Origin of the sequence: Paenibacillus sp. TC-CSREp1, assembly GCF_050171015.1 — a bacterium.
Taxonomy (GTDB): domain Bacteria; phylum Bacillota; class Bacilli; order Paenibacillales; family Paenibacillaceae; genus Paenibacillus; species Paenibacillus silvae.
Map to the genome: position 1 here is coordinate 97,042 of NZ_JBNOKM010000003.1, position 21,980 is coordinate 119,021.

Below are 21,980 nucleotides of genomic sequence, written 5' to 3' on the forward strand. Positions count from 1 at the left end.
CGGCACTTTTTTTTGATATCAGAAATATGAACTTCGAAGCTTGGACCTTCCGGACCTGATATCGCAGGAAAAACTTCTGCTAGATGTCGTCTGTCTTCTGTGAAGTATGGCGGTAGCCGTTTTTCTTATGGTAAAGCTTGTTTCACATCAGGGAATGGGATGGGAGACCGGAGATTAACGAACCTCGAAAAATCTATTCACATATCTAATTATAGTCATACGTCATACATATTCATGTCGTAATATTGCAATTGACATGATTTGTGATGTCATATTAATATACTTAGTATATCTAGTGTAACTAGTAGGATTCTTATAACCAATTCACTTCGTTCATCATTTTCTGATTTTAATAGTTCATATCACCAATGTTGTTAGCGCTTACATAAATAATGGATTGTTCAGAAAAGGAAGTGGATTCTATAGGAATTCAAGTTAAACGAATTCATTTAACTTAAGGGGGACTTTGAATGAGGAGATCCAAAAAAATCGCATTTCCAATTCTTGCTTACTTCCTGGCTATGTTACTACTTCTAACTGCTTGCTCAACGAAGGCAGGCTCCGGCGATCCGGCCGGAGAGGGGAATACAACGGTTACGATGTGGCATGGTCTTACCTCCATTGATTTAGATAATATGAATAAAGTCGTGAAGGCATTTGAGGAGAAAAACCCTAACATCAAAATGAAATTGGTTTATACGGAATCCAGCGAGGGATCCGATCAGAAGCTGCTGACTGCGGTCGCAGGCGGCAATCCGCCTGATGTTGCACTTTTCGACCGATTTAAGGTCGGTACGTGGGCTGCCCAAGGTTCGCTGACTGACTTATCCTCGATGGCAGCAGAATCCGGAATTCGTAAGGAAATGTATTATCCATTTGCTTGGGAGGAATCCAGTTATCAAGGAAAGCTTTATGCAATGCCGATGGATACGGACTCTCGCCTGCTATTTTACAATAAGGATCATTTCAAAGAAGTAGGGCTGGATCCCAACAAACCACCACAAACGATCGCCGAGCTTGAAGCGGCCGCCGATAAGTTAACCATCAAGGAAGGGAAACGTTTCAAACGGATTGGGTTCATCCCATGGTATTCACAAGGCTGGCTGTATACTTGGGGATGGGCGTTTGGAGGAGAATTCCAGGACGCTGCCACCGGCAAAATTACTGCAAATGATCCCAAAGTCGTTGAAGCGCTGCAATGGATGACCGACTTCGGCCAAAAATACAATGTCGAGGACATTGCCGGATTTACTAGCGCAGCTGGCACGGAGGAAATGGATCCCTTCATTTCCGGTCAAGTCAGCATGAAGATCAGTGGAAACTTTACGGTTAAGGGGATCGAAAAATTTAAGCCGGATCTAAATTACGGCGTTGCACCGATACCGACTCCAACGGGAGCGGATTTTACGACATGGTCAGGAGGCGGCTCCGCTATTATTCCTAAAGGGGCCAAGAACGTCGCTGCTGCTTGGAAATTCCTCGAATTCTTAGGGAAAGAAGAGGGGCAAACGTTATTAAACGCCGACTCTCAAATTTCCGTTATCGATTCGGTTAACGACAAATACGGTTACAAGGACGATCCGATCATGAAGGAATTTATTACTATTTTGCCTAATTCACACAACCGCCCTGTTATTCCTGAAGGACAGCTGTTGTGGAATGAGTTAGCTTCCGCTACGGAAAAGGCTACCCGCGGCAACGGTACTCCGAAAGAGAACCTGGATCGAGTAACAGAGACTGTTAATAAGGCTTTAGAAAAATACGACAAATAGGGTGCTCGGTAGGCAGGGAGCGAGCTTTCTCCTTGCCTATTCATGAATGACAATTGGAAGGAGAATGCACATGGCGAAACTAGCCGATTCCGTTCAAGTAAGCGCAATTCCATCGGCAAGGAAACGGGCACTTCACAGAACTAACGTGATTGGGTGGCTGTTTGCTTCCCCTTGGGCTATAGGGCTGCTATGCTTTTATGCAATTCCGATGCTTATGTCCATCTACTTCAGCTTTACTACTTACAGCATTCTGCAGCCTGGTGAATTTGTCGGAATGAATAATTATCGAGATCTTTTCCAGGATCCTCTGTTTTGTAAATCCATATACAACACGATTTATTTTACCGTATTTTTTGTTCCATTAAGTATATTCTTCGGTGTGGCACTCGCTATGATGTTGAATATGAAGGTCAAGGGTATGGCTGTATTCAGAACGATCTTTTTCTTACCTACGCTCGTGCCGCAAGTGGCTCTGGCTGTTCTGTGGATGTGGCTGTTACATCCAAACTTCGGATTGGTTAACGGGATGCTGGCGCATATCGGTATCGATGGGCCTTCTTGGCTAGGTGGTGAGTCGTGGTCCAAGCCCTCTCTCATTCTGATGTCGCTCTGGGGTATTGGACAAGCGGTCGTTATCTACCTTGCTGGACTAGGAGATATCCCTGATGAGTACTATGAAGCGGCACAAATCGATGGAGCTAACTGGTTTCAGAAAACGAGAAAGGTAACTCTGCCTTTGCTCACTCCCGTTATTTTCTACAACCTTGTCATGGGGATGATCGGTGCATTCCAACAGTTTACTCTTCCCTATACGTTGACCAAAGGGCAAGGAACTCCTGCGAATTCCATGACTTTTTACGTCATGTATTTATATGAGAACGGATTCAGGTATTTCAAAATGGGTTATGCCTCCGCCATGGCCTGGATCTTATTTATTATCGTTATGGCATTAACCGGAATTATTTTTATTACGTCTAAACGCTGGGTGCATTATCAAGGGAAATAAGGAGGGGAAGTAAGGGATGAGTCCTATCGCGATCAAAAGAATCAATCGTGCGTTAGCCTATGTATGTCTAATTGTTGCTTCTGCATTTTTCATTACTCCGTTCATTTGGCTGCTTTCGACTTCTCTTAAACCACTCACACAAATCTTTACATTCCCGCCAGAGTGGATTCCGAGTCCCATTCTGTGGAGTAATTATTCCCGTGCCGTGGAGTATATTCCTTTTTGGACCTATCTGAAAAACACGGCGATTATAACCATCGCGAGTACGCTTGGTGTGATCATATCCTGTCCCTTGGTTGCATATAGTTTTGCCAAGTTAGAGTACCGTGGGAGAGGTATACTGTTCTTTGTAACCCTCGCTGTGATGATGATTCCCGGACAGGTGACGATGATTCCTCTGTTCCTGTTGTTTACTAAATTAGGTTGGGTAGGAACAGCTCTTCCACTGATTGTACCCCAATTTTTTGGAGTGCCCATTTACATTTTTCTATTGCGGCAGTTTTTCATGGGACTGCCTGATGCCCTGCGCGAAGCGGCCCGTTTAGACGGTGCTAGTGAGTTCCGCATATATTTACAGATCATGTTTCCACTAGCCAAATCCGCCGTTTTAGCCGTGGCATTGTTTCAATTTATGGGGAGCTGGACTGATTTCATGGGCCCCTTGCTCTATTTAACCAATGAACCATCTTACACGGTTTCGCTCGGATTGCAGCAATTCCAGAGTCAAAAGGGATCCGAATGGGGTCTATTAATGGCCGTATCCACCTTGATGACATTGCCTATTATTGTTTTGTTCTTTTTTCTTCAAAAGACGTTTATTAGCGGCATTACATTTAGCGGTATAAAAGGTTGAACATCATGGGTATGAATGAAGCTCCAGCGATACGGAACCAAGGCGTGTTAGGAGAGACCTGGACTTGAGAGGCAGTTTTTCATGAGGGAAAAACAAAAGAAACCGTTTCGTAGTAAATGGAAGCGAGAGCGACCATATACCAAAGGAGACGGTTTCTTTGTACATTTTACATACTCGAGTGAGGATACATTGGACTAACTCGGAGGTTGATACAGGACGATATATGAAGTCAGGTGTATATGTTAAAATGATAGAGAGTTTTGAAAATTCGAATAACAGGAGGTATAGCACATCATTTGGCAGGAAGTGAGAGAGCTTTTCCCTGACCAATTCGTACTGTATCCGAACAAGATGCGAATAAAGAGTTTTTTCGATTAGAGCCTGGTAACGTTGTATATCATACTTCAAATCCAGACTTTGTGATTCATCTCCGTAAAGATCCATTAATGAGAGTGGTGGGACATTGAACGGGTATGGAGAAAGAGACTTAGAAGGAGAACCTATGAACGAAAAAGCTAAAAAGAAATTGAAAATGAAATTTGGTTTTATCATAATATTTATTTTTATCATTGGCGTGCAATTAATTGTCAAAAACTACTTTGTGAATCCTCCCCCTGCATGGACAACTGGATTATCCATTTCTGGTTTTATTATATTTTGTATACTTGGGCTGCTAACCTACCTTGATCTCAAGAACCAGGAGCAATTCGTAACCATTGGACAAATCGTAGATGTGAATAAGGATAAAAGTATCATTATAGTCAAAGGATTGGGACGAGGTAATCGTAAAATATTAATAAAAGATAGTCATATCCTGAATATGATGCAGCCAAATGAACTGATCGAAATCACAAGATTAAAATATACAAACATGATAACGAGGAAAGTGTATCAGGACCAAGAGTTACAACTTTGATCAAGTGATGAAAGAGTTGTAGTTTTTTTACATATCTTTGACAGTAGTAATTAACAAAAGTAGATTTTCCTGAAGCCCTAGGTTGTGAAAAAACTAAGTCTTTGATGAAGCTCAGGCAAGCATTCGAGAAACAAGAGTTATGTCTGAACTCCATTCTACTGGACGTTATGCTTTATTGAGAGATGACATCGCTAGACTACATAACGCCGATCTTAGAGTACGAGATGTAAAAGGCGAGCTATTCATAGATCAGAGATAAGGAGGTCAGAGAATGGAAACAAAATGCTGTTTGGTGTATTTTTGGTCTTCTATACACCTGAATACGGAACCATTGTGATGGGGGCGAACGAAGAGTTGGACGATCTTCTTCCTTCAACCATTCAAGAGATGATCGTTCATCAGATCGTGATTAAAATAGTACATGGAAAAAGAGCGGTATATGACGTCTTTTCTTCTCAAATCAATAATTCCATTGTGGGTAAGAAGAATATTGAGATATGTTTGGGAAAAGGATTATCACCAGATGAAATAGTGGCTGGTTCAATTTTTTACTATATTCATCAGGACGATGATAAGTAGTGTAGCTTGAGTAAAGAACTAAGAAGACATTGGAAGTTCACTTGATTCTGTATTGGATGAAGAAGGAACTTCCTTTTTGTTTTGACATTTACAAATACTCGAAGTGTTCAAAGTCCATTGGATCATATGGACATGCGCATCGAATTTTCTCCCTTTTTCACCAAATTTTTCTTCGCAAAAATCACTGTATAGGTTATCATATACGTAGTTTAAGTATTAGTTAGAATGTGTGGTATTTACGAAGTACATAGATTAGATGATCTAACATATCTAAAAATGAAGTCTTAAAAACTAGGAGTGAATTTATGTTTAACGGTAATGTTCGTTTTCTTAAAAACGGATTTCATAAAGAAATTAATAGCTACGATTCCTTTATCTTAGATTCTAATGTTGTAATGAAATTACGAGACTTATTTTACAGTCCTCATAAAATGAATGTAAGTGAGGTGGATTACTATATTGGTTTACTTGAGTTCTTCAAAGATAAAGATGTTGTTCCTGGTATTGCAATACAAGAGCTATCATGGGATTTTGAAAAGTTTAAAATTGATTTCAACAAACAGACGAGATTATTGAATGCCATTGATACTTTATTTAGTTACGATGAATCAACTATATTACGAATTAAAGCACAGCAAGAATTTGTTGGAGGGATGCAACCTATAAAAGGGGGAAAGAAAAATTTTCAAAGTTTAGCTTCAAATATAGATGCTAATATCTTTCTCGTGCCGTCTTTTTGTGTAATGCTTAAATACCACCATGTATTGAGAAATTACTCAGATAATAAATCAAGGTATTTAGAAATATGTAATTTTTTAATGAATACATTGAAGTTAGTTGGAGGGTACGAACTAGCATTAATAACGGAACTACTATTCTCTTTAAATGAGGATAGAACTAACGCTATTAATAGTATGTTGAAAATAGAAATTGAAAGTAACTTGCTGAAAGGGATATGGAATTCCTGTTGGGATATATTCTTTCTTAGATTTATAACAGGTTTTGCTGCGAACACTTTGAGCAATTTACCTACGCAAGGAATATTCAACCCTATACTAGTGACTCGTGATGAAAATTTGTATAGAGTTGGATGTTCTATCGAAAACAATAGTGAAGTTGTGTTGGGAGATCAAGTTTACCCTGGGATAGCCGGTAGCTTTGAATATTCTAATGAAAATACTGAGATAGTTCTAAAGATGCGCGAAGTAATTTTAGGATCAAGTAGTGATAGAGTAAAAGCTTTTGATAAAATGACGGAAAAACAAAGGGAAGATCACTGGTTGAAAATAATTAAAAATTTAGAGATCGAATTGTTAAAGGTCACTTAAAATAGATACGTCAGATAACATAATATTCACGCTGCGGACATTTGTCCTGGGTCCGGGAGGAGCCGGACACCCAGAATGCGCTGGGTCGTGAATACAGGAACGTTATACGACAGTGAGTAGAATAACTCTTGAGGTGTGATTCATATGATGACAAACAATGATTATAAATTAAAAGTGGAGAAGGAACTGGGGAAAGAGTTAAAAGAAATAATGTATGAGTATTGTGTTGAGAAAGATCTTATCCCAGCTGAAATCAGTAGCATACTTAATGTACCTAAAAATACCATAATCCAGTGGAGAAATCAGTTTCGATTTGGTCCACAGCAACGCGCTGTGGATTCATCAAGATTAATACGTCAAAAAGTTATTAATGATTATAAAAATGAACTTCAAAATATTGACTTTAATAGAAAATTTGATTTTAAGGAACATTCGCTAAGCGGGTTCAAAGAATTAATTGAAAGATTTCTTGAATTAGAGAAGTACCGTAGAACAATGATAAACTCGAATGCCCTAGCAGATATGTCGGTTATGATAAGAATAGAAAGTTTGAATGAGATGCTAGGTTATCTCAATGACTATCAAGAAAATCAGCTTTATAAGAGATACGAGCAAGAGATTCAAAACTTAGAAATGTATAAAGATCTTTGTAGATAGTAGTTTCAATTCACCGTCGTATAACATAATAATATTCACGCATTGGGGCATATGTCCTTGGTCCAGTAGGAGAATTTCGGGGAAGTTGAAGCAACTGGACATACTCGGCATTCGCCGAGCGTGCTGAATACAAGAACGTTATATACAAACTGAGAGAATCAGAATCCATAAAGGAAAGAATAAGATTACGAAGTGTGTACATTTTTGATTGATTCAAATCCGATCGATATTGGATCTATTAGCTCAATTCAATTATACGTTTCCAACTCATGAGGAATTATGTAACTTAATGAAAGCTTTGAATGCTACTCTTAAGGTGGAATTAAAAGAAGATGTTTTAAAAGTGTTTTTAAAACATGCTAGCCTTAATTTGAAGCTAAGTCCAAGAAAATTATTAAAAAGTCCAATTCAAAAGCGTGACAACAAAGAAATTATTTAGGGATAATTGTCCGATTTAAGGATTCTAGTTAGCCTAGTTAAAAATTTTGAAAGCGAAAAATTCTTAACATATTCTTCAAGACGTGAAGCTGATACTTTACATAGAAAACATGGTTAAAGATGATGTGAATTTTTCTTTATCATTAGAAACGTTAAGAGATCCATTTAATTTATCACCAAGTTAAGTAAAAATAAAAAATATTTGAGTCATTGACATGTAGCGGGGGTGTGAATATAGAACGTTATGAGTCATTTTATATAGATACAATAGGTCGAAAATTTGATAAAATATATTGTCAAATATAATAAACGAGGAGTCATTATGAATTATCTAGACTTATTTTCAGGAGCCGGCGGGCTGTCTGAAGGATTTACAAATGCAGGATTTAATGGGATCGCCCATATTGAAATTGATGAAAATGCTTGTAAGACGCTTAAAACTCGTAATGTGTATCATTATCTGAATGAAATTGGAAATATTGATTTATACAACAAATATCTTCTTAAGCAAATAAACGCAGAAGAACTTTATTCAAGCGTTCCAAAATATATTACGGAAAATATATTACAATATGAAATAAATGAGAGTAATTTAGAATCAATTTATGATGATATATCAGAGTGCATGAGTATTAACAATGCATCAGAAATAGATTTAATTATAGGTGGACCTCCATGTCAAGCTTATTCAATTATTGGAAGAGCAAGAGATTCAAATGGTATGAAGAATGATATAAGAAATTATTTATATATTCTTTATATAGAATTTTTGAAGAAATATAAACCTAAGGTTTTTATTTTTGAAAATGTAGTTGGTCTTTTTTCAGCTCATGAAGGTAAATTATATCAAGATTTGGCTATTAGGATACAAGAAAGCGGATATACCTTTGAGGCTAAAATTCTTGATTCATTTGATTTTGGGGTGATGCAAAAAAGAAAAAGAGTAATTATAATTGGGTGGAGAAATGATTATAGTTTTAATTATCCTATAATAGAAAAAGTTGAGTTTAAAGAAAATATATTTGATTTATTTTCTGATTTACCCTCTCTAAAACCTGGTGAACAAAAAAATGGCGCTGTCTATATTAAAAATGCAAATAGTTATTTAATAAATTCAGGTATTAGAAATCTGGAGGATACAATATTAACTTGGCATAATTCACGGAGTCACATTTCACGTGACTTAGAAATATACCAAACTGCTCAAGAGTATTGGTATAAAAATAAGATACGCTTAAAATATGATATGCTTCCACCCCATTTGCAAAGTCAGAATAACCTAAAGTCCTTTTTAGATAGATATAAGGTTGTTGCTGGTGATTTGCAGTATTCGCATACAATGGTAGCACATATTTCAAGAGATGGTCACTATTATATTCATCCAGATATAAATCAGATACGATCAATATCTGTAAGAGAATCCGCGAGGATTCAATCATTTCCCGATAATTATTACTTTGAGGGATCTAGAACTTCAGCTTTTAAACAAATTGGGAATGCAGTTCCACCTCTAATGGCAAAAATATTAGCTAAGAAGATTTATGAGAACATGAAATAATTCTAAAGGAGATATTAACATGAGTGAAAAAAAGCTGCTTCTTAAATTTGACCCTAACACTATTCAACATTTGGGGATTTCCTTATACTCACATATGCCTAATGTTCTGGCAGAACTCATTTCTAATTCATGGGATGCTGATGCTGATTTTGTTAACATTAAATTTATTGAAGAAAGCATAAATAAGAAAACTATTATTTTTGAAGATGATGGAATTGGGATGTCATTTGATGACTTAAACGAACATTACTTATTAATTGGAAGAAACAGACGAAGTTTAATGTCTGAGATAACAGAAAAAGGAAGGAATGTTATTGGAAAAAAAGGGTTGGGAAAGCTATCAATATTTGGAATTTGCAATGTTATTAGAATTAGGACAGTTAAAGCTGGCATCTTAAACGAATTTGAAATGAGTTTAGAAAAAATAAAAAATACAACTAAAGAGGCTTATGAGCCTGATATTATTTCTTTCAATGAAATTACTGATGAACCTAGTGGGACAAAATTGACTTTAATGGAGGTAAGGAGAAAAACGCCTTTTAATTGTAAATTAATAGCTGCTAGTATTGCAAAAAAATTTACAATATTTGATCAAATGAAAACTACAATTGCTTGTTCTGATCAAGATACAATATTAGTTACAAATGAAATGAAGTTCGAAGATTTTAAAAAGGAATTTTCTTGGACATTCCCAAGAGATTTCAAAGGGATAGATTATTCGTTTGCAAGTAAAATTAAAGGCGAAATTTTCACACTAGAGACACCTATAAAAGATACAGAAATGAAAGGTATATATCTAACATCAAGAGGTAAAATTGTAAATAAAGCTGAATTTTATGGATTAAGAGATACTGATTTATTTCACACATATGTAACCGGATATTTAGAAGTTGATTTCATTGACGAAATCGAAGAAGATGTTATTTCAACTGACCGTCAGTCTTTAAATTGGGAAAATGAAATTACTCGAGATCTTCAAAAATATCTCCAAGATGTAATTAGAAAAATCGGAAGTGATTGGAAAGAAAAGAGGAATGAAAAAAAGATAAATAATTTAAAAGTTGAGAAGAATATAGATGTTATAAATTGGCAAAAATCACTCCCAAGTGTAGAACGCGAACTTAGTCATAGAATAATTAGTCCTATTTTAGAAAATAGTCAATTAGATATTGAAGAATCAAGCAATCTGATTGAAAATGTTATCGATAAATTTGATAATAGAACATTTCATGAATATGCTTCTAGAATTGCCGACTTAAATGCACCAGAGCATATTCCTAATCTTCTGAAATTGATGGATGAATGGAAAACTATAGAATCAAAGCAATACTCAGATTTAGCCATTTCAAGGATTGAAGTTATCAACAAGTTTGAACACTATTTATCTAACGACACTAAAGAGGTTCCTACATTACATAATTTTCTGAAAAAATTCTCTTGGATATTAGATCCTAGAATTTTAGAGTTTAAAGATGAAGTAAGATACTCAACACTCTTAAAAGAAAATTATCCGGATGATTCACTTGATAGGGATGATAGGAGAATTGATTTTTTATGCAGCAATGCTCTTGGTGGAGTGCTATACGTAATTGAAATTAAAAGAAGTACCTATAAAGTTGATTCAAAGGCAATTGAACAAGCATATGAATATGGTGTTTTTTTAAAGGATAAGTTTGCTTCTGAAAGCGGGTTTTCAAATGTCGTTGCCTTTGTAATTGGTGGAGAAAAGTCAACAAACAATGGATTATTCCGTGCCAAAGAAAAAACATATAGAGAAACAGGTGAAGTTTTTGTGAAGACATACACAGAACTTTTAGAACAGTCGAAAGAATACCACAGAGAGTTTATCACTTTATTTAATGATATTAATAAAAAACAAAACGATGCATAATTTCAAAATTTACACCCTTGAACCGGTTGTTTTGACTTTTGCGGTGATGCTTTCAAAAGTCTCATCAAGTCTGCTCTTGAAGGTTAGACAACTAGCAGTGTAAGTTTATTTGCACCTGAAAGATTGGGCACTCGTAAGGAATTAATAAGATTACAAAGCGCCGAGTTCCTAATCGGCGCTTTTTTGATTAGGGTGAAAAGTATTTGAAAAATCAAAGAAATGTAGAAATCGAAGAACGATTAAAGGGTCAGATCCAGATTTAAAATAGAAGCAGGGGGGCGTTTCCAGTCAACCCGATGAAAAAGGATTTTGGAAAAGATTTTAAAGCAAAGAAATTTGAAAAAAATGACAGAAAGAAAGCATAGAATTGAAGAAGGAAAAGATCAAGTGAGATTAAGGAATTTGGAAGAGCACTGGCATCATATAACATTATATTTACCTTGTGGACATACGTCCCTTGGTCCGACATGCGTCAGAAACCCAGCATACGCTGGGGTGTGAATACAGGAACGTTAAGTGAAATCTCTGTAAATTAGAAAGGAAGTAGTAGAAATATGCAAACCCAATTATATTTTTGGAATCCTTCTAGATACAGAAATGAATTGAAGATTGTATTAGATTATTTCAATAAAACAAAAACTTATTTTGGAAATATTGAAACTGAAGCAAAAGAGTATGGTAACAATTTGTATAAGAGTTTTAGAAGTAATGAAGATACTGACTACTCTGCAGTAGCTGAATGGGCAGAAGAAGAAAGTGTAGAGATGTATCAGAATTTGCTAAGGATGAAATCTAACCACCTTCTTATGACTATTTCCCTTCTCTATCACACTTGGGAACAGCAATTAATAAAATTTACTATTTCTGAACTAAGTCATAATATTCATTTTCCAAAGAAAGTTTTGCATTTTGGTCATGTACAATCAATTTTTCAATTACATAGAGTTAGTATTTCGGAGACAAAGGCATGGAAAAAAATTCGAGAACTCAAACAATTAACAAATACAATTAAACATGGTGACGGGGAATCGGCTGATAAGTTGAGAAAACTAAGACCCGATTTTTTTCAAAGTGAATTTTTTAATGATACGGATACTCTAGAAATATTGGGATCAGTGTTGTTGGAAGGATATATACTTAAAGTAAATGAAAATGATTTAATAGAATATGTTAATGCAACTATATCATTCTGGGATGAAATGCCTGAGAGAGCTTATGCAGATATAGATTTAGTACTAGAAGTATTAAATAAATAGTATTCTTAAGTTATTCTTTGATGGCAGGGCTCCACTTAATATAATATTCAAGCGGCGGCTCCTTTGGAGCTTGGTCTGCGGGAGGGATTCAGGAGAGTAGTTTTAGGCAGACAACCCTTCGGGGTTCCTTTATAAAAGAAGGTTAAGTGTAAATTCTGAAAGATTAGAAGCTGAGAATATCTAATGATCATATCAATAAAGCAAACCCAGTCTTAGCTTCGTCAGGTGTTAAAAGTAAATGAAACAGAATGCACCTAATATTTGCTTCTATTGTAGTTATTTCTGCTAGATTCTTCATTTGAGGAATCAAGAATATTAGACTGTTAATGAAACTGTTTCAATAAAGACTACAAGGGGAATGACTTGAATATTTTTCGCTTCAGTTGATGAATTTATAAATCGACATTTAGAATTAAAGTAGCTATACTGATGTTTTGGCTTACGCATATATATTTTATGTATAAAAAGAAAGTTGTATGCTGGAAGGTGCTACTAAAGGGTCATACCAATAAAAATACGATAGAGTAAGACTGAACAGAGGATAAAAATAACATAGGACATAAAAACTTATGAGTACTGTAGGAGGAGGCGACTATATAATGAGATTAATTTGGACTCAGATTAAGAATTTCAGATCCATAAAAGATTCTGGAAGAATTTATTTTAACCCGAATCTAACAATTCTTGCCGGAAAAAACGAATCAGGATAATCCAATATTTTAAAAGCTTTAGATTGTTTCTCTAACAATAAATTTGATAAAGAGAATGACTATCCAATAGATTACATTGATGAATATCCCGAAGTTATTGTTCAATTTGAATTAGATGAAAGTGAACTTCAAGATATTTTGGATACTTTCGAAGTAAATAATAGTGATTATAATGGTGTCACTGTAATCCGAGCGGCGGAGTCAAATGAGATGATTCATCTTGGAATTTTTAATAACGCAGTAGAATATATGGCTACGGAAATTGGTATAAATGTAGATAAATTTGACAAGGGATTTAATTCAAATTACAAGGAAGATATTAGTGAACTTACTGTCAGTAATCTGTTGAATGTTATTAAAGAAACAAGATCAATTTTCTCGGATGTTAATCATACTCTAACTGATGAGAAGGTAGGTAGAGTTGAAAAAATCATTCAAGATATGGAAAGCTACTCTGAAGCACTGAACAGAATATTTGATTATACTCATAGCGATAGTTTTAGAGCACTCATACCTAATTTTGTATATTTTAGTTCCTTTGATGATATAATTCCTGACTCAATTTCAAGAAATGAAGAAATAAAACCTATTGTAAAAAGGTTTTCAAAGTGGTAGATCAAAATCCGACAGTCTTATTTAATGAAGTTAGTCCTCAAAGAAGAAGGCTACTAACTGATAAAATTTCGGCAGGAGTCTCTGGTGACTTTATGGGCTAATATTCTCAGGACAGTGTCTCCCTCAAAATTAATTTAGATGGGGAAGAGATTAATTTTTTTGTTTATGGAACAGATACTCAAAAGCCTTTTCAGCCGAGAGGTTTGCAATGGTTTCTGTCATTTTATTTGACATTACAAGCAGAAATGTAAACAGGTAGCGTTTTACTAATTGATGAACCTGGATTGTATTTGCATGCTGCCGCTCAGGAAGATTTATTAAGCATGCTCAACGATCTTTCTGCTAACAGTCCAATTATCATATCTACCCATAGTCATTGGTTAATTGACCCAGATAGGTTTGAAAGAATTAGACTAGTTTTAAAGGATAATGATCATACCTTTGTAGAGAATAAGATCCATAAAGGCGCTGATAACTACACTATGAAGCCTATACTTTCCACAATTGGACTGGGTTTAAACAAAGACATCAGTTCTTATGGGAAAACGGTAGTTCTTGTTGAAGGTTATTCGGATTATTATTATCTTGAAGCGATGAGGTATTACTTCATTGAAATACTAGGGATAAAATTGGATTATTTCCGAATATATCCATGCATAGGATCAGCACAAATATTAAATGTACTTACTTTTATTATTGATTCTGATACTGAATATTTTATTCTGTTGGATAATGATAAGGCTGGAAAACAAACAGAAAGAAAATTGGTTAGTGACTGCGGTATAGATAATAACAAGATACTATTTACTACTTCAAAAAATAAAAGCAATTCGACAATTGAAGATATGTTTTCAGAGGAAGATTTTTGCGGAATCATTCTTGAATGCTTACAGAAGAGTAAATTTGATAAAGTATTGGTATCAAAACGATTTAATGAGCGTATACACATGGGTGAAATAAAAGTATTGTCTGATTAATCGGTTGAAAATTTCAAGATAATTTTAGATGTTGTTGGCGCTAAGCGTGTATACAGTTAGATATTATGAGTTCATATCAATAGTGATCCTGATAAGAAAAGGTTGGGGAACAATTATCCTTTTCTTATCAAGTCCAAAAAATAATAAACCATACTATAGTTTTATGTTTAGTAATTTCCACAATACCCTATATTTCTTTTTTTGTGATACTGTGGAATGGAGACTAACTTGATATGAACTTGATCTAGCTGATACATATTGATCAGAGAAATTGTATTCTAGCTACATGGTGGTATAATCTTCATTTTTTATTTTAATTCGATATCCTCATTAAAATCATTTCATAGAGTCTTATAATCTTGATGAGACGAAGGTGTTCTCGCAAGCTTAATCAGCTTGGTGAGGCATCCTTGAAGCAAGCGATTCCGTTGTGGGACAATCCTGCGGTTCAGGAACAGAGCCGGAGGGTGGATGAACTGGTTGCACGAGTTAGTGAAACGAAGGCGAAAGATAGTCGAGTGGCACGGAAATGAGCGAAGTACATAATGCGTAGGGGAGGAGACGTTATGGATTTTCCACCGTGGATGCAGCGAGCGATTCAGGCAAGGCTGGATGAGGTGACTGTGCAGATCGAGCATGATCCTGAACTGAGTCGTGTACGTGGGGAAACAGATAAAGCGTTTGAGGCTTTGTTTGCTAGTCAAGATGTCGAGCAGACACCTGAATACATCGAGTGGGAGAATCTATATATTGTCAGCAAAGGCATAGAGAATGAAAGGTTGTACATGCAGGGGCTGCGAGATGGTATTCAGCTAACGGCTTCCTTGTTAGGTCAGTCGATGTTGGTGGAGAGAGGGAATGAATCTGACTAACGCTAGTTGATTTATGCACTTAGCAGTGTGAAAGGCCCGTGCATGCTTACATAGCTTAGCTTAGCTTAGTAAGCATGCACAGGCTTGATCCACTAACGCGAACTCATAGTCCAGGGGGAGCGTCTCCGCTTTAAACTAAAAAAAACGAGCCGAAGCGTGAATAACCGCTTCGGCTCGGGTTTTTAATGCTCTACTTTTCCCAACAACAAATCCTTACTTCCCACTCACAAACTTGAACCAATCATTCACCTCTTGGGTGATCTGGGAACATCACGACTTTACCTGCATACCGGTTTTCTGGTTTCTCAAAGTTTTTAATCAGGAGAAAGTCATTAAGAGTATGAATTAATTTAATAGCATGTAACCATCTAAGCCGGACACTTTACAATTAATTGATAGAGGTTGGAGGAGAGAAAATCGAAAAAATACAAGTATATATGAACTTAAGAGAAGTGATTGAACAAATATGGGCAAAATTGATATGATTAATATAAAGTTGGAATATGTAACTTCTATCCAAATTTTTGATGCTCATTGTAATAATGCTTGGAAAAAAAGTAAGAACAGGGCCCGAGGAGCTCTGAATACCATCAGATTCAAATACACTCTGGTGGAGTATGGATCTGTGGGGGAGGGGAAAAGACAATTCCTTTGGAGTTATTAAAGCAGTTCGTTTAGGTTCATCTATAAGAATACATAAGACAAACAGGATGTTGCATAAAGCATAGTTAACGGTAATGGAAATGCGAGATTTTTTCAAAAGAGGAGTGATTAAAATGCTTTCTTTCTTCTATCAACGATATAAAACGTGGTTTTGGTTTGTTTTAGCTTTGGCTTTTGGGTCAGGTGCGGTGTCCAAATCTTTTCATTCCTCGTTGTGGGAAGTGCTGCTCAATGCTAGTCTGGGGTTAATCTGTCTTGGGGTATTTATTGTCTTTCTTTTTCGTAAAAATTCAATCGCGTCTCCGACTACGAACAAAAATGGTCGGTTAGTTGTAACTTTCACCATCCTTGGCGTAGTTGGGGGAGCTACTATTCTACCTTATTTGATAGGAACCGTAGGAACTCAATTGACTGAACAATTCAACCTTCCTCTGTATGGGATCGTTATTATTACGATTTTGAATGTCGCATTTATGTCTTTTATTGCTAGTACGGTCGGACTCATTTTAGCCGAAAAAGTTCAGCTTGGTGTTCCTATTTTAAGAAGATTATTGTACTCAGGCAGGTTATCAAAAGTTTCAAAACAGTGGATTATTATTGCGATATTGGGTAGTTTTATCGGAACTTTTGTCATTGTTATGCTAGAAACGTACATATTTCAACCACATATGCCACAATTAACGGCAACTCCAACATTGGCATGGTGGAAAGGTTTACTGACTATTTTTTATGGTGGAATTGTCGAAGAAGTTTTTCTGCGTTTATGTTTAATGACGGTACTGGTATGGGGAATGGTGAAGATAAGTAAAACTCAAGCAAGCATTCCTGCGGCTATATACTGGATTGCCATCATTATGTCTACTGTATTATTTGGGTTAGCACATCTGCCAGCGACTGCGAGTTTGTTTGGAGAATTGACTCCAATATTAATTATTAGAGCAATTATAAACAATGGAGTGTTAGGAATTCTGTTTGGTTATTTATACTGGAAAAAGGGTCTGGAATACGCGATTATTTCTCATATGTCAGCAGATTTTTTCCTTCATGTCATTTGGGCATCTTTAGTATGATCGTTCTTCCGATTAACAAAAAAAACAAGCCTAGGCGTTAAAACTAAACGCCTTGGCTTGTTTTTTTGTTTCATTTATTTTGCCTAATACTACTTTTCACAACAACAAAATCTTACTTTCCACTCACAGACTTGAACCAATCATTCACCTCTTGGGTGATCTGGTTGCCGCTGTTGGATTTCCACTTAGCTACGAATTGGTCGAACGCATCGATTGGCAGTTTGCCGTAGATGATTTTGTTGAAGGTTTCGAGCTCGGACTGACGGAGCAGGTTCCACTTGGATACCATGGTTGGTGTGGCTGCGCCCGTGAAATAGTTTTGTTTGCGGATATCGATTTGGGACATTACGACTTTACCTGCATACCAGTTTTCAGGTTTGCGGAATTCAGCCATTTGTTTCTCATAAGGTGTTTCAGGCTTCTCGCCGTTCGAGAGTTTCACGAGTGTTTTCATGTACAGGTCCGGAATACGCGCCGGGCCAGTCAGGAACGGGAATTCGTTGTTTAGCAATCTAGTCCTTGGAACTGGTTGAGTAATCTTTTTCGGACACAAAATTATCCGACGTTCTATTTATTTATATGGGAAGTATATCCTTTAATGAGGAATTTGATTTATAATGTATGAATATAGAATACATGGGTATCGTCCCAAAAGTATACGTCTAACAACGTAAAGATGATCTAGATATTTGCTCCAGATCATTTCTGATTAAATATATACATTACGTTTTTGTTTAGGTAGACTTTTTCAGGAATCCTTTTTCGGATTTCGACGATCTATAAACCAGCCCGGTCCTTCTACACTGAGAACCTCCTGTGTATCGTAGTTGTAAGAAACGGTAATACGTTCATCCTCATGTCCAGTTATGTGACCGTACAGGTATAGACGTGAATGGATGGAAGGGTCATCCACATCGTGACTCGTTACAACAAAGTCTGCATTGTAGTATTTCTTTATGTACTGAATGCTTATGGGTGTAGCCTTTTCTACAATCATTTGTTTATCTGAGGCAGACATACTTGAACATCCTCCTAGTATAAATAAAAAAATAATGAAGGTTAGCAGCAGCAATTTGTTTTTCATAGATGTTAAATCTCCTTTTATGGAAATAAACTCTAAAAATACTTTAATACATATTATTGGATTAGACAAGGTGGGAGAACATGACTTATATCAATGATAAGACGTATTGGACCATTGCTGATGAGGTATACAAACGAGATTTACCCTCAAACGGATATAAAAACGAAAATCTTCCAGGATGGACAATAGTTGAACCTGAGGGAGCAATGTTGCATGATACGAACGGTTCTGGTTTTGATGCTACGGTATTCTATAACGAAGAGCACAATCAAGTTGTTATAGGCTACAGAGGGACTGAACCACCTGATCGTCCAATATGGAGCGTACTAACAGACTGGGAGACCGATTTAAGTGATGTTGTGGGGAATCGTGCTAAAAATCTGGAGAAAACTCACAATTATATGGAGCGGCATAAGGAAGAGATTTCGTCTTTACCTTTGCATCAACGAATGCCTTTTATTCAAGAAGAATCAAGGTACCAGAATAATCAGTTTGTTCAAGCAATGAACCTATTTGAGAAAGTTAAAAAGGAGTACCCAACTGCTGATATATCAACAACCGGACACTCGTTGGGAGGTGCTCAGGCGGAATATGTTGCTATTCGTAACGGAGTATCTTCAACAAGTTACAATCCGCCAAGTATCGTACATTTACTTCCCGATGACTTACAAGAGAAGGTTCAAAACGGGGATTATCTGAAAACGAATGTGGCCTATGTTCATCCAGGGGATACTGTAGGATCTGGAGTGAAGAATGCGGATCAGCATGTTGGCTCTACCTATTACATTAATTCGACCTTTGAAGAAGCTAATCGATACGAGACAATCCCTATTTTCTTACCAAAGCGACGAGAGACTTGGTGGGAACAAGCGTTGTTCGGTAACAAGTGGTCGACTGAATTTATTCGTGTTCCGTCTATATCAGGAGAACAGAGTGCACTGTCCAAGTTTTTGGATTCCATGCTCGTTGGTCAGAAAGCGCATAGTATGGATCATTTTTCATTTGATGAAGATGGCAACATTAGTAATCCATTATATACGCTAGATGGTCGACGGGTGGATGGTCAGCCTAGAGTGGAAAACTATTCAGATATGATGAAGGCGAGAGAAGAGCTTAAAGCTGTAATGAACACACTTTATGAGAAGTATGGTTCTGCTGCTATGAAAGGTCTGGGTCAACTTGTTACAGCAGTAACAGGAATCAATTCAGTAGATATGAATAGACAGAACACTGCGTATTATGTGGGTGATCGACACGGGAGCACCATACAGCTAACACCTGAGGAGCTTGCACATGCTTCCAGACAGATGCGGAATAGCCTACTTGATTTTGCTAGTCATACAAATTCTTCAATTCAATTGTTCCAAGCTTATATATCAACCAGTGAGAGTCGGTCCTTTAATTCAATTGCCCATGATGCTACAGCAATGTTGGAGCAAATTAATCGATGGTACCAAGAATCTATTACAGACATCGCAGATTATATTGAGCAGAAAAGACAAGATTTTGTTCTCGCAGATCAATCATAGTGTATCTTTAACGAACGTGTAGGAGGTGTACATATGGGAAGAATAGCTGTTTCTTTGTCAGACTTGAGAAGAGCAGTTCAACAGTGTGAACAGTTGCAGCAGAACTTGATTCAGCAAGAACAGCAGATGCAAAATATATATAGAAAGTTGGAAGAATGGAAGGGAGAATCCGCAATAAAGTTGTCTGAAAAAATGTCGAGGTTCCTTGAAGGGAGTACATCCAGATTAGCAGAGCTAGAAGCGCACCAAGAAAGATTAAAACAGTATATCAGGAAAATGGAAGAGGCCGACTATGAATATCAACGATAAATCTGTGCTTATAGTATAGCGAACCCATAAGTCAATTGGGAGCGACCCTGATCTACACTTAAAACCCCGAGCCGAAGCGTGAATAACCGCTTCGGCTCGGGGTTTAATGCTCTAATTTTCCCAACAACAAATCCTTATTTTCCACTTACCGACTTGAACCAATCATTCACCTCTTGGGTGATCTGGTCGCCGCCGTTGGATTTCCAGTTCGTGACGAATTGATCGAATGCATCGATTGGCAGTTTGCCGTAGATGATTTTGTTGAAGGTTTCGAGCTCGGACTGACGGAGCAGGTTCCACTTGGATACCATGGTTGGTGTAGCTGCGCCTGTGAAATAGTTTTGTTTGCGGATGTCGATCTGGGACATCATGACTTTACCAGCATACCAGTTTTCCGGTTTACGGAATTCGGCGATTTGTTTCTCGTAAGGTGTTTCAGCTTTCTCGCCGCTCGCTAGCTTCACGAGTGTTTTCATGTACAGATCTGGAATACGCGCCGGGCCGGTCAGGAACGGGAATTCGTTGGAGAAGTCTTTGATCTTCTCTTTGTCACTGGTCGGTTGACCGTCTACGATATCCCAGTCGTACCCTTTCGCAAAGCCGTACTCGTACGGGCTGCCCGCTTTCGGGTTCGCCAGGTTATCCAGCAAATAGTTGTAGTACAGGAAGATCGCTTCCGGGTGCTTCGCATCTTTGTTGATCATGATACTTGCGTTGACACCAGAGTTCTGCCATTTCGTACCGATCTTGCCGTCTGGGCCAGCCGGAACAGGGTAGGCTTTGTATTTCGCGCCCGGTACGTTCTTCAGCAGGTCTGGAGCAGGCCAGTCCGGTACCCAGTTTGCGCCAGGCAGAATGCCGGCTTTGCCAGCCGTCCAGCTTTCAGCGGATTTACCTTCGTCCCATAGTGCGGAGTCAGCGTGGATATACCCTTTTTCCATCCATTCAGCCAGCTTGGCAAGGGCTTGTTTCGCACCCGGGTTCACGGAGCCGTACTCCAGATTGCCGTTTGCGTCTTTGTTCCATTGCTCCTCAATTGTACCGTATGCACCGAACAACCAGTCGAGCCCGCCCATCCAGGTGTTGGTGTTGTTTTTCAGCGAGATCGCCAGCGGGAATACTTTGTCTGGAGACAAACCGTCCGGGTTCTCGTTTTTGAATTTATCCATGATGTTTTCAAGGTCTGCGATGGTTTTCGGTGCTTCCAGGTTCAGCTTCTCCATCCAGTCTTCACGGAGCCAGAGCAGGGTATCGTCGTTATCTGTATACTCCATGATCGGCATGTTGTACTTTTTGCCGTCCTTGGTGAACGGGTACCACAGCTCAGGATGTGCTGCTGCGTGTTCTTTCAGAATCGGGCTTGCATACTTCTCGAACAGCTCGTCAATGGCGATGAATTGACCGGAGTCGATCAGCTGATTGGTGAGTACCGCGTTGGTTGGCACGGTTACGAAATCAGGCAGCTTCTCGCCGGACGCAATCGCGAGCTGCAGCTTCTGTCTGTATTGGTCGTCATTGGCCGGATACCACGTATCTTTGTGCTTCATGCCCAGCGTTTCGAGCATCCAGCGGTCATGTACGTTGTTCTCTTTGGTATCGCCATGAGCGTATTTTTTCGGCATCAGCACGGAGCTGAATTCGATGGGTGGGTCATATTTTCCTTTGGCAAACGCCGCTTCGGCTTCCGCAGAGCCTACAGCCGCCGGTGTATCGCTGGAACCTTTGTCACTGGCTGACTCGCCACTGCTACCGCATGCAGTGATGGTAATGAGTGCGATAACCGTGAGCAAGGACCACCATGCTTTGAATTTGATCATTGTTCAATCCCCCTACGATGTATGATCTTTACACTGTAACTGTACCAAGTGGAGCGGGAGGGCATCTATATGAGTTTGTT

21 protein-coding genes and 1 pseudogene are annotated in these 21,980 nt (G+C 37.7%); 19 read left to right on the forward strand and 3 right to left on the reverse strand.

Annotation, left to right across the window (positions count from 1 at the left end; genetic code table 11):
• The first annotated feature begins 470 nt into the window (after positions 1 to 470).
• From ACQSGY_RS05110 to ACQSGY_RS05190, 17 genes and pseudogenes are all read left to right on the forward strand, one after another.
• Positions 471 to 1,772 (forward strand): ABC transporter substrate-binding protein, encoded by a 1,302-nt coding sequence (locus ACQSGY_RS05110; RefSeq protein WP_427050950.1) that lies wholly within the window; start codon positions 471 to 473, stop codon positions 1,770 to 1,772.
• Between the two features lie 70 nt (positions 1,773 to 1,842).
• Positions 1,843 to 2,778 carry a carbohydrate ABC transporter permease gene (locus ACQSGY_RS05115; RefSeq protein WP_427050951.1) on the forward strand — a complete coding sequence of 312 codons (936 nt, stop codon included), beginning with the start codon at positions 1,843 to 1,845 and terminating at the stop codon, positions 2,776 to 2,778.
• 16 nt (positions 2,779 to 2,794) lie between these two features.
• Entirely contained in the window at positions 2,795 to 3,631 is an 837-nt protein-coding gene (locus ACQSGY_RS05120; RefSeq protein WP_427050952.1) for a carbohydrate ABC transporter permease, read from the forward strand.
• A gap of 502 nt (positions 3,632 to 4,133) precedes the next feature.
• On the forward strand, positions 4,134 to 4,547 hold the full coding sequence (locus ACQSGY_RS05125; RefSeq protein WP_427050953.1) for a hypothetical protein: 414 nt from the start codon (positions 4,134 to 4,136) through the stop codon (positions 4,545 to 4,547).
• A 282-nt stretch (positions 4,548 to 4,829) separates the two neighbouring features.
• Entirely contained in the window at positions 4,830 to 5,126 is a 297-nt protein-coding gene (locus ACQSGY_RS05130; RefSeq protein ID WP_427050954.1) for a hypothetical protein, read from the forward strand.
• Between the two features lie 305 nt (positions 5,127 to 5,431).
• Positions 5,432 to 6,454, forward strand: a complete 1,023-nt coding sequence (locus ACQSGY_RS05135) for a hypothetical protein (RefSeq protein ID WP_427050955.1) — start codon at positions 5,432 to 5,434, stop codon at positions 6,452 to 6,454.
• A gap of 144 nt (positions 6,455 to 6,598) precedes the next feature.
• A complete protein-coding gene (locus ACQSGY_RS05140) occupies positions 6,599 to 7,111 on the forward strand; it encodes a hypothetical protein (protein WP_427050956.1) in 513 nt (170 codons plus the stop codon).
• 289 nt (positions 7,112 to 7,400) lie between these two features.
• A complete protein-coding gene (locus ACQSGY_RS05145; RefSeq protein ID WP_427050957.1) occupies positions 7,401 to 7,550 on the forward strand; it encodes a hypothetical protein in 150 nt (49 codons plus the stop codon).
• A 321-nt stretch (positions 7,551 to 7,871) separates the two neighbouring features.
• Positions 7,872 to 9,107 carry a DNA cytosine methyltransferase gene (locus ACQSGY_RS05150; RefSeq protein ID WP_427050958.1) on the forward strand — a complete coding sequence of 412 codons (1,236 nt, stop codon included), beginning with the start codon at positions 7,872 to 7,874 and terminating at the stop codon, positions 9,105 to 9,107.
• A 19-nt stretch (positions 9,108 to 9,126) separates the two neighbouring features.
• Complete coding sequence (locus tag ACQSGY_RS05155) at positions 9,127 to 10,998, forward strand: ATP-binding protein (RefSeq protein WP_427050959.1); 1,872 nt, start codon at positions 9,127 to 9,129, stop codon at positions 10,996 to 10,998.
• A gap of 554 nt (positions 10,999 to 11,552) precedes the next feature.
• Complete coding sequence (locus ACQSGY_RS05160; protein ID WP_427050960.1) at positions 11,553 to 12,254, forward strand: hypothetical protein; 702 nt, start codon at positions 11,553 to 11,555, stop codon at positions 12,252 to 12,254.
• A gap of 848 nt (positions 12,255 to 13,102) precedes the next feature.
• Entirely contained in the window at positions 13,103 to 13,579 is a 477-nt protein-coding gene (locus tag ACQSGY_RS05165; RefSeq protein ID WP_427050961.1) for a hypothetical protein, read from the forward strand.
• Between the two features lie 266 nt (positions 13,580 to 13,845).
• A pseudogene (locus ACQSGY_RS05170) lies at positions 13,846 to 13,941 on the forward strand (hypothetical protein); the annotation flags it as partial.
• A 45-nt stretch (positions 13,942 to 13,986) separates the two neighbouring features.
• Positions 13,987 to 14,556: a TOPRIM nucleotidyl transferase/hydrolase domain-containing protein gene (locus ACQSGY_RS05175; protein ID WP_427051199.1), complete on the forward strand. Its 570-nt coding sequence runs from the start codon at positions 13,987 to 13,989 to the stop codon at positions 14,554 to 14,556.
• A 362-nt stretch (positions 14,557 to 14,918) separates the two neighbouring features.
• On the forward strand, positions 14,919 to 15,089 hold the full coding sequence (locus tag ACQSGY_RS05180; RefSeq protein ID WP_427051200.1) for an aspartyl-phosphate phosphatase Spo0E family protein: 171 nt from the start codon (positions 14,919 to 14,921) through the stop codon (positions 15,087 to 15,089).
• 33 nt (positions 15,090 to 15,122) lie between these two features.
• Entirely contained in the window at positions 15,123 to 15,428 is a 306-nt protein-coding gene (locus ACQSGY_RS05185) for a hypothetical protein (protein ID WP_427050962.1), read from the forward strand.
• 737 nt (positions 15,429 to 16,165) lie between these two features.
• Complete coding sequence (locus tag ACQSGY_RS05190) at positions 16,166 to 17,161, forward strand: CPBP family intramembrane glutamic endopeptidase (RefSeq protein WP_427050963.1); 996 nt, start codon at positions 16,166 to 16,168, stop codon at positions 17,159 to 17,161.
• A gap of 112 nt (positions 17,162 to 17,273) precedes the next feature.
• On the opposite strand, the gene ACQSGY_RS05195 is transcribed toward ACQSGY_RS05190, so the two are convergent.
• On the reverse strand, positions 17,274 to 17,672 hold the full coding sequence (locus ACQSGY_RS05195) for a hypothetical protein (protein ID WP_427050964.1): 399 nt from the start codon (positions 17,670 to 17,672) through the stop codon (positions 17,274 to 17,276).
• A gap of 237 nt (positions 17,673 to 17,909) precedes the next feature.
• Positions 17,910 to 18,179: a hypothetical protein gene (locus ACQSGY_RS05200; RefSeq protein WP_426334332.1), complete on the reverse strand. Its 270-nt coding sequence runs from the start codon at positions 18,177 to 18,179 to the stop codon at positions 17,910 to 17,912.
• 146 nt (positions 18,180 to 18,325) lie between these two features.
• Here ACQSGY_RS05200 and ACQSGY_RS05205 point away from each other — a divergent pair, with 146 nt between their 5' ends.
• Positions 18,326 to 19,774: a lipase family protein gene (locus ACQSGY_RS05205; RefSeq protein ID WP_427050965.1), complete on the forward strand. Its 1,449-nt coding sequence runs from the start codon at positions 18,326 to 18,328 to the stop codon at positions 19,772 to 19,774.
• Between the two features lie 33 nt (positions 19,775 to 19,807).
• Positions 19,808 to 20,083: a hypothetical protein gene (locus ACQSGY_RS05210; protein ID WP_427050966.1), complete on the forward strand. Its 276-nt coding sequence runs from the start codon at positions 19,808 to 19,810 to the stop codon at positions 20,081 to 20,083.
• 134 nt (positions 20,084 to 20,217) lie between these two features.
• Here ACQSGY_RS05210 and ACQSGY_RS05215 read toward each other — a convergent pair whose 3' ends face one another.
• Positions 20,218 to 21,900, reverse strand: a complete 1,683-nt coding sequence (locus ACQSGY_RS05215; protein WP_427050967.1) for an ABC transporter substrate-binding protein — start codon at positions 21,898 to 21,900, stop codon at positions 20,218 to 20,220.
• Between the last annotated feature and the right edge of the window lie 80 nt (positions 21,901 to 21,980).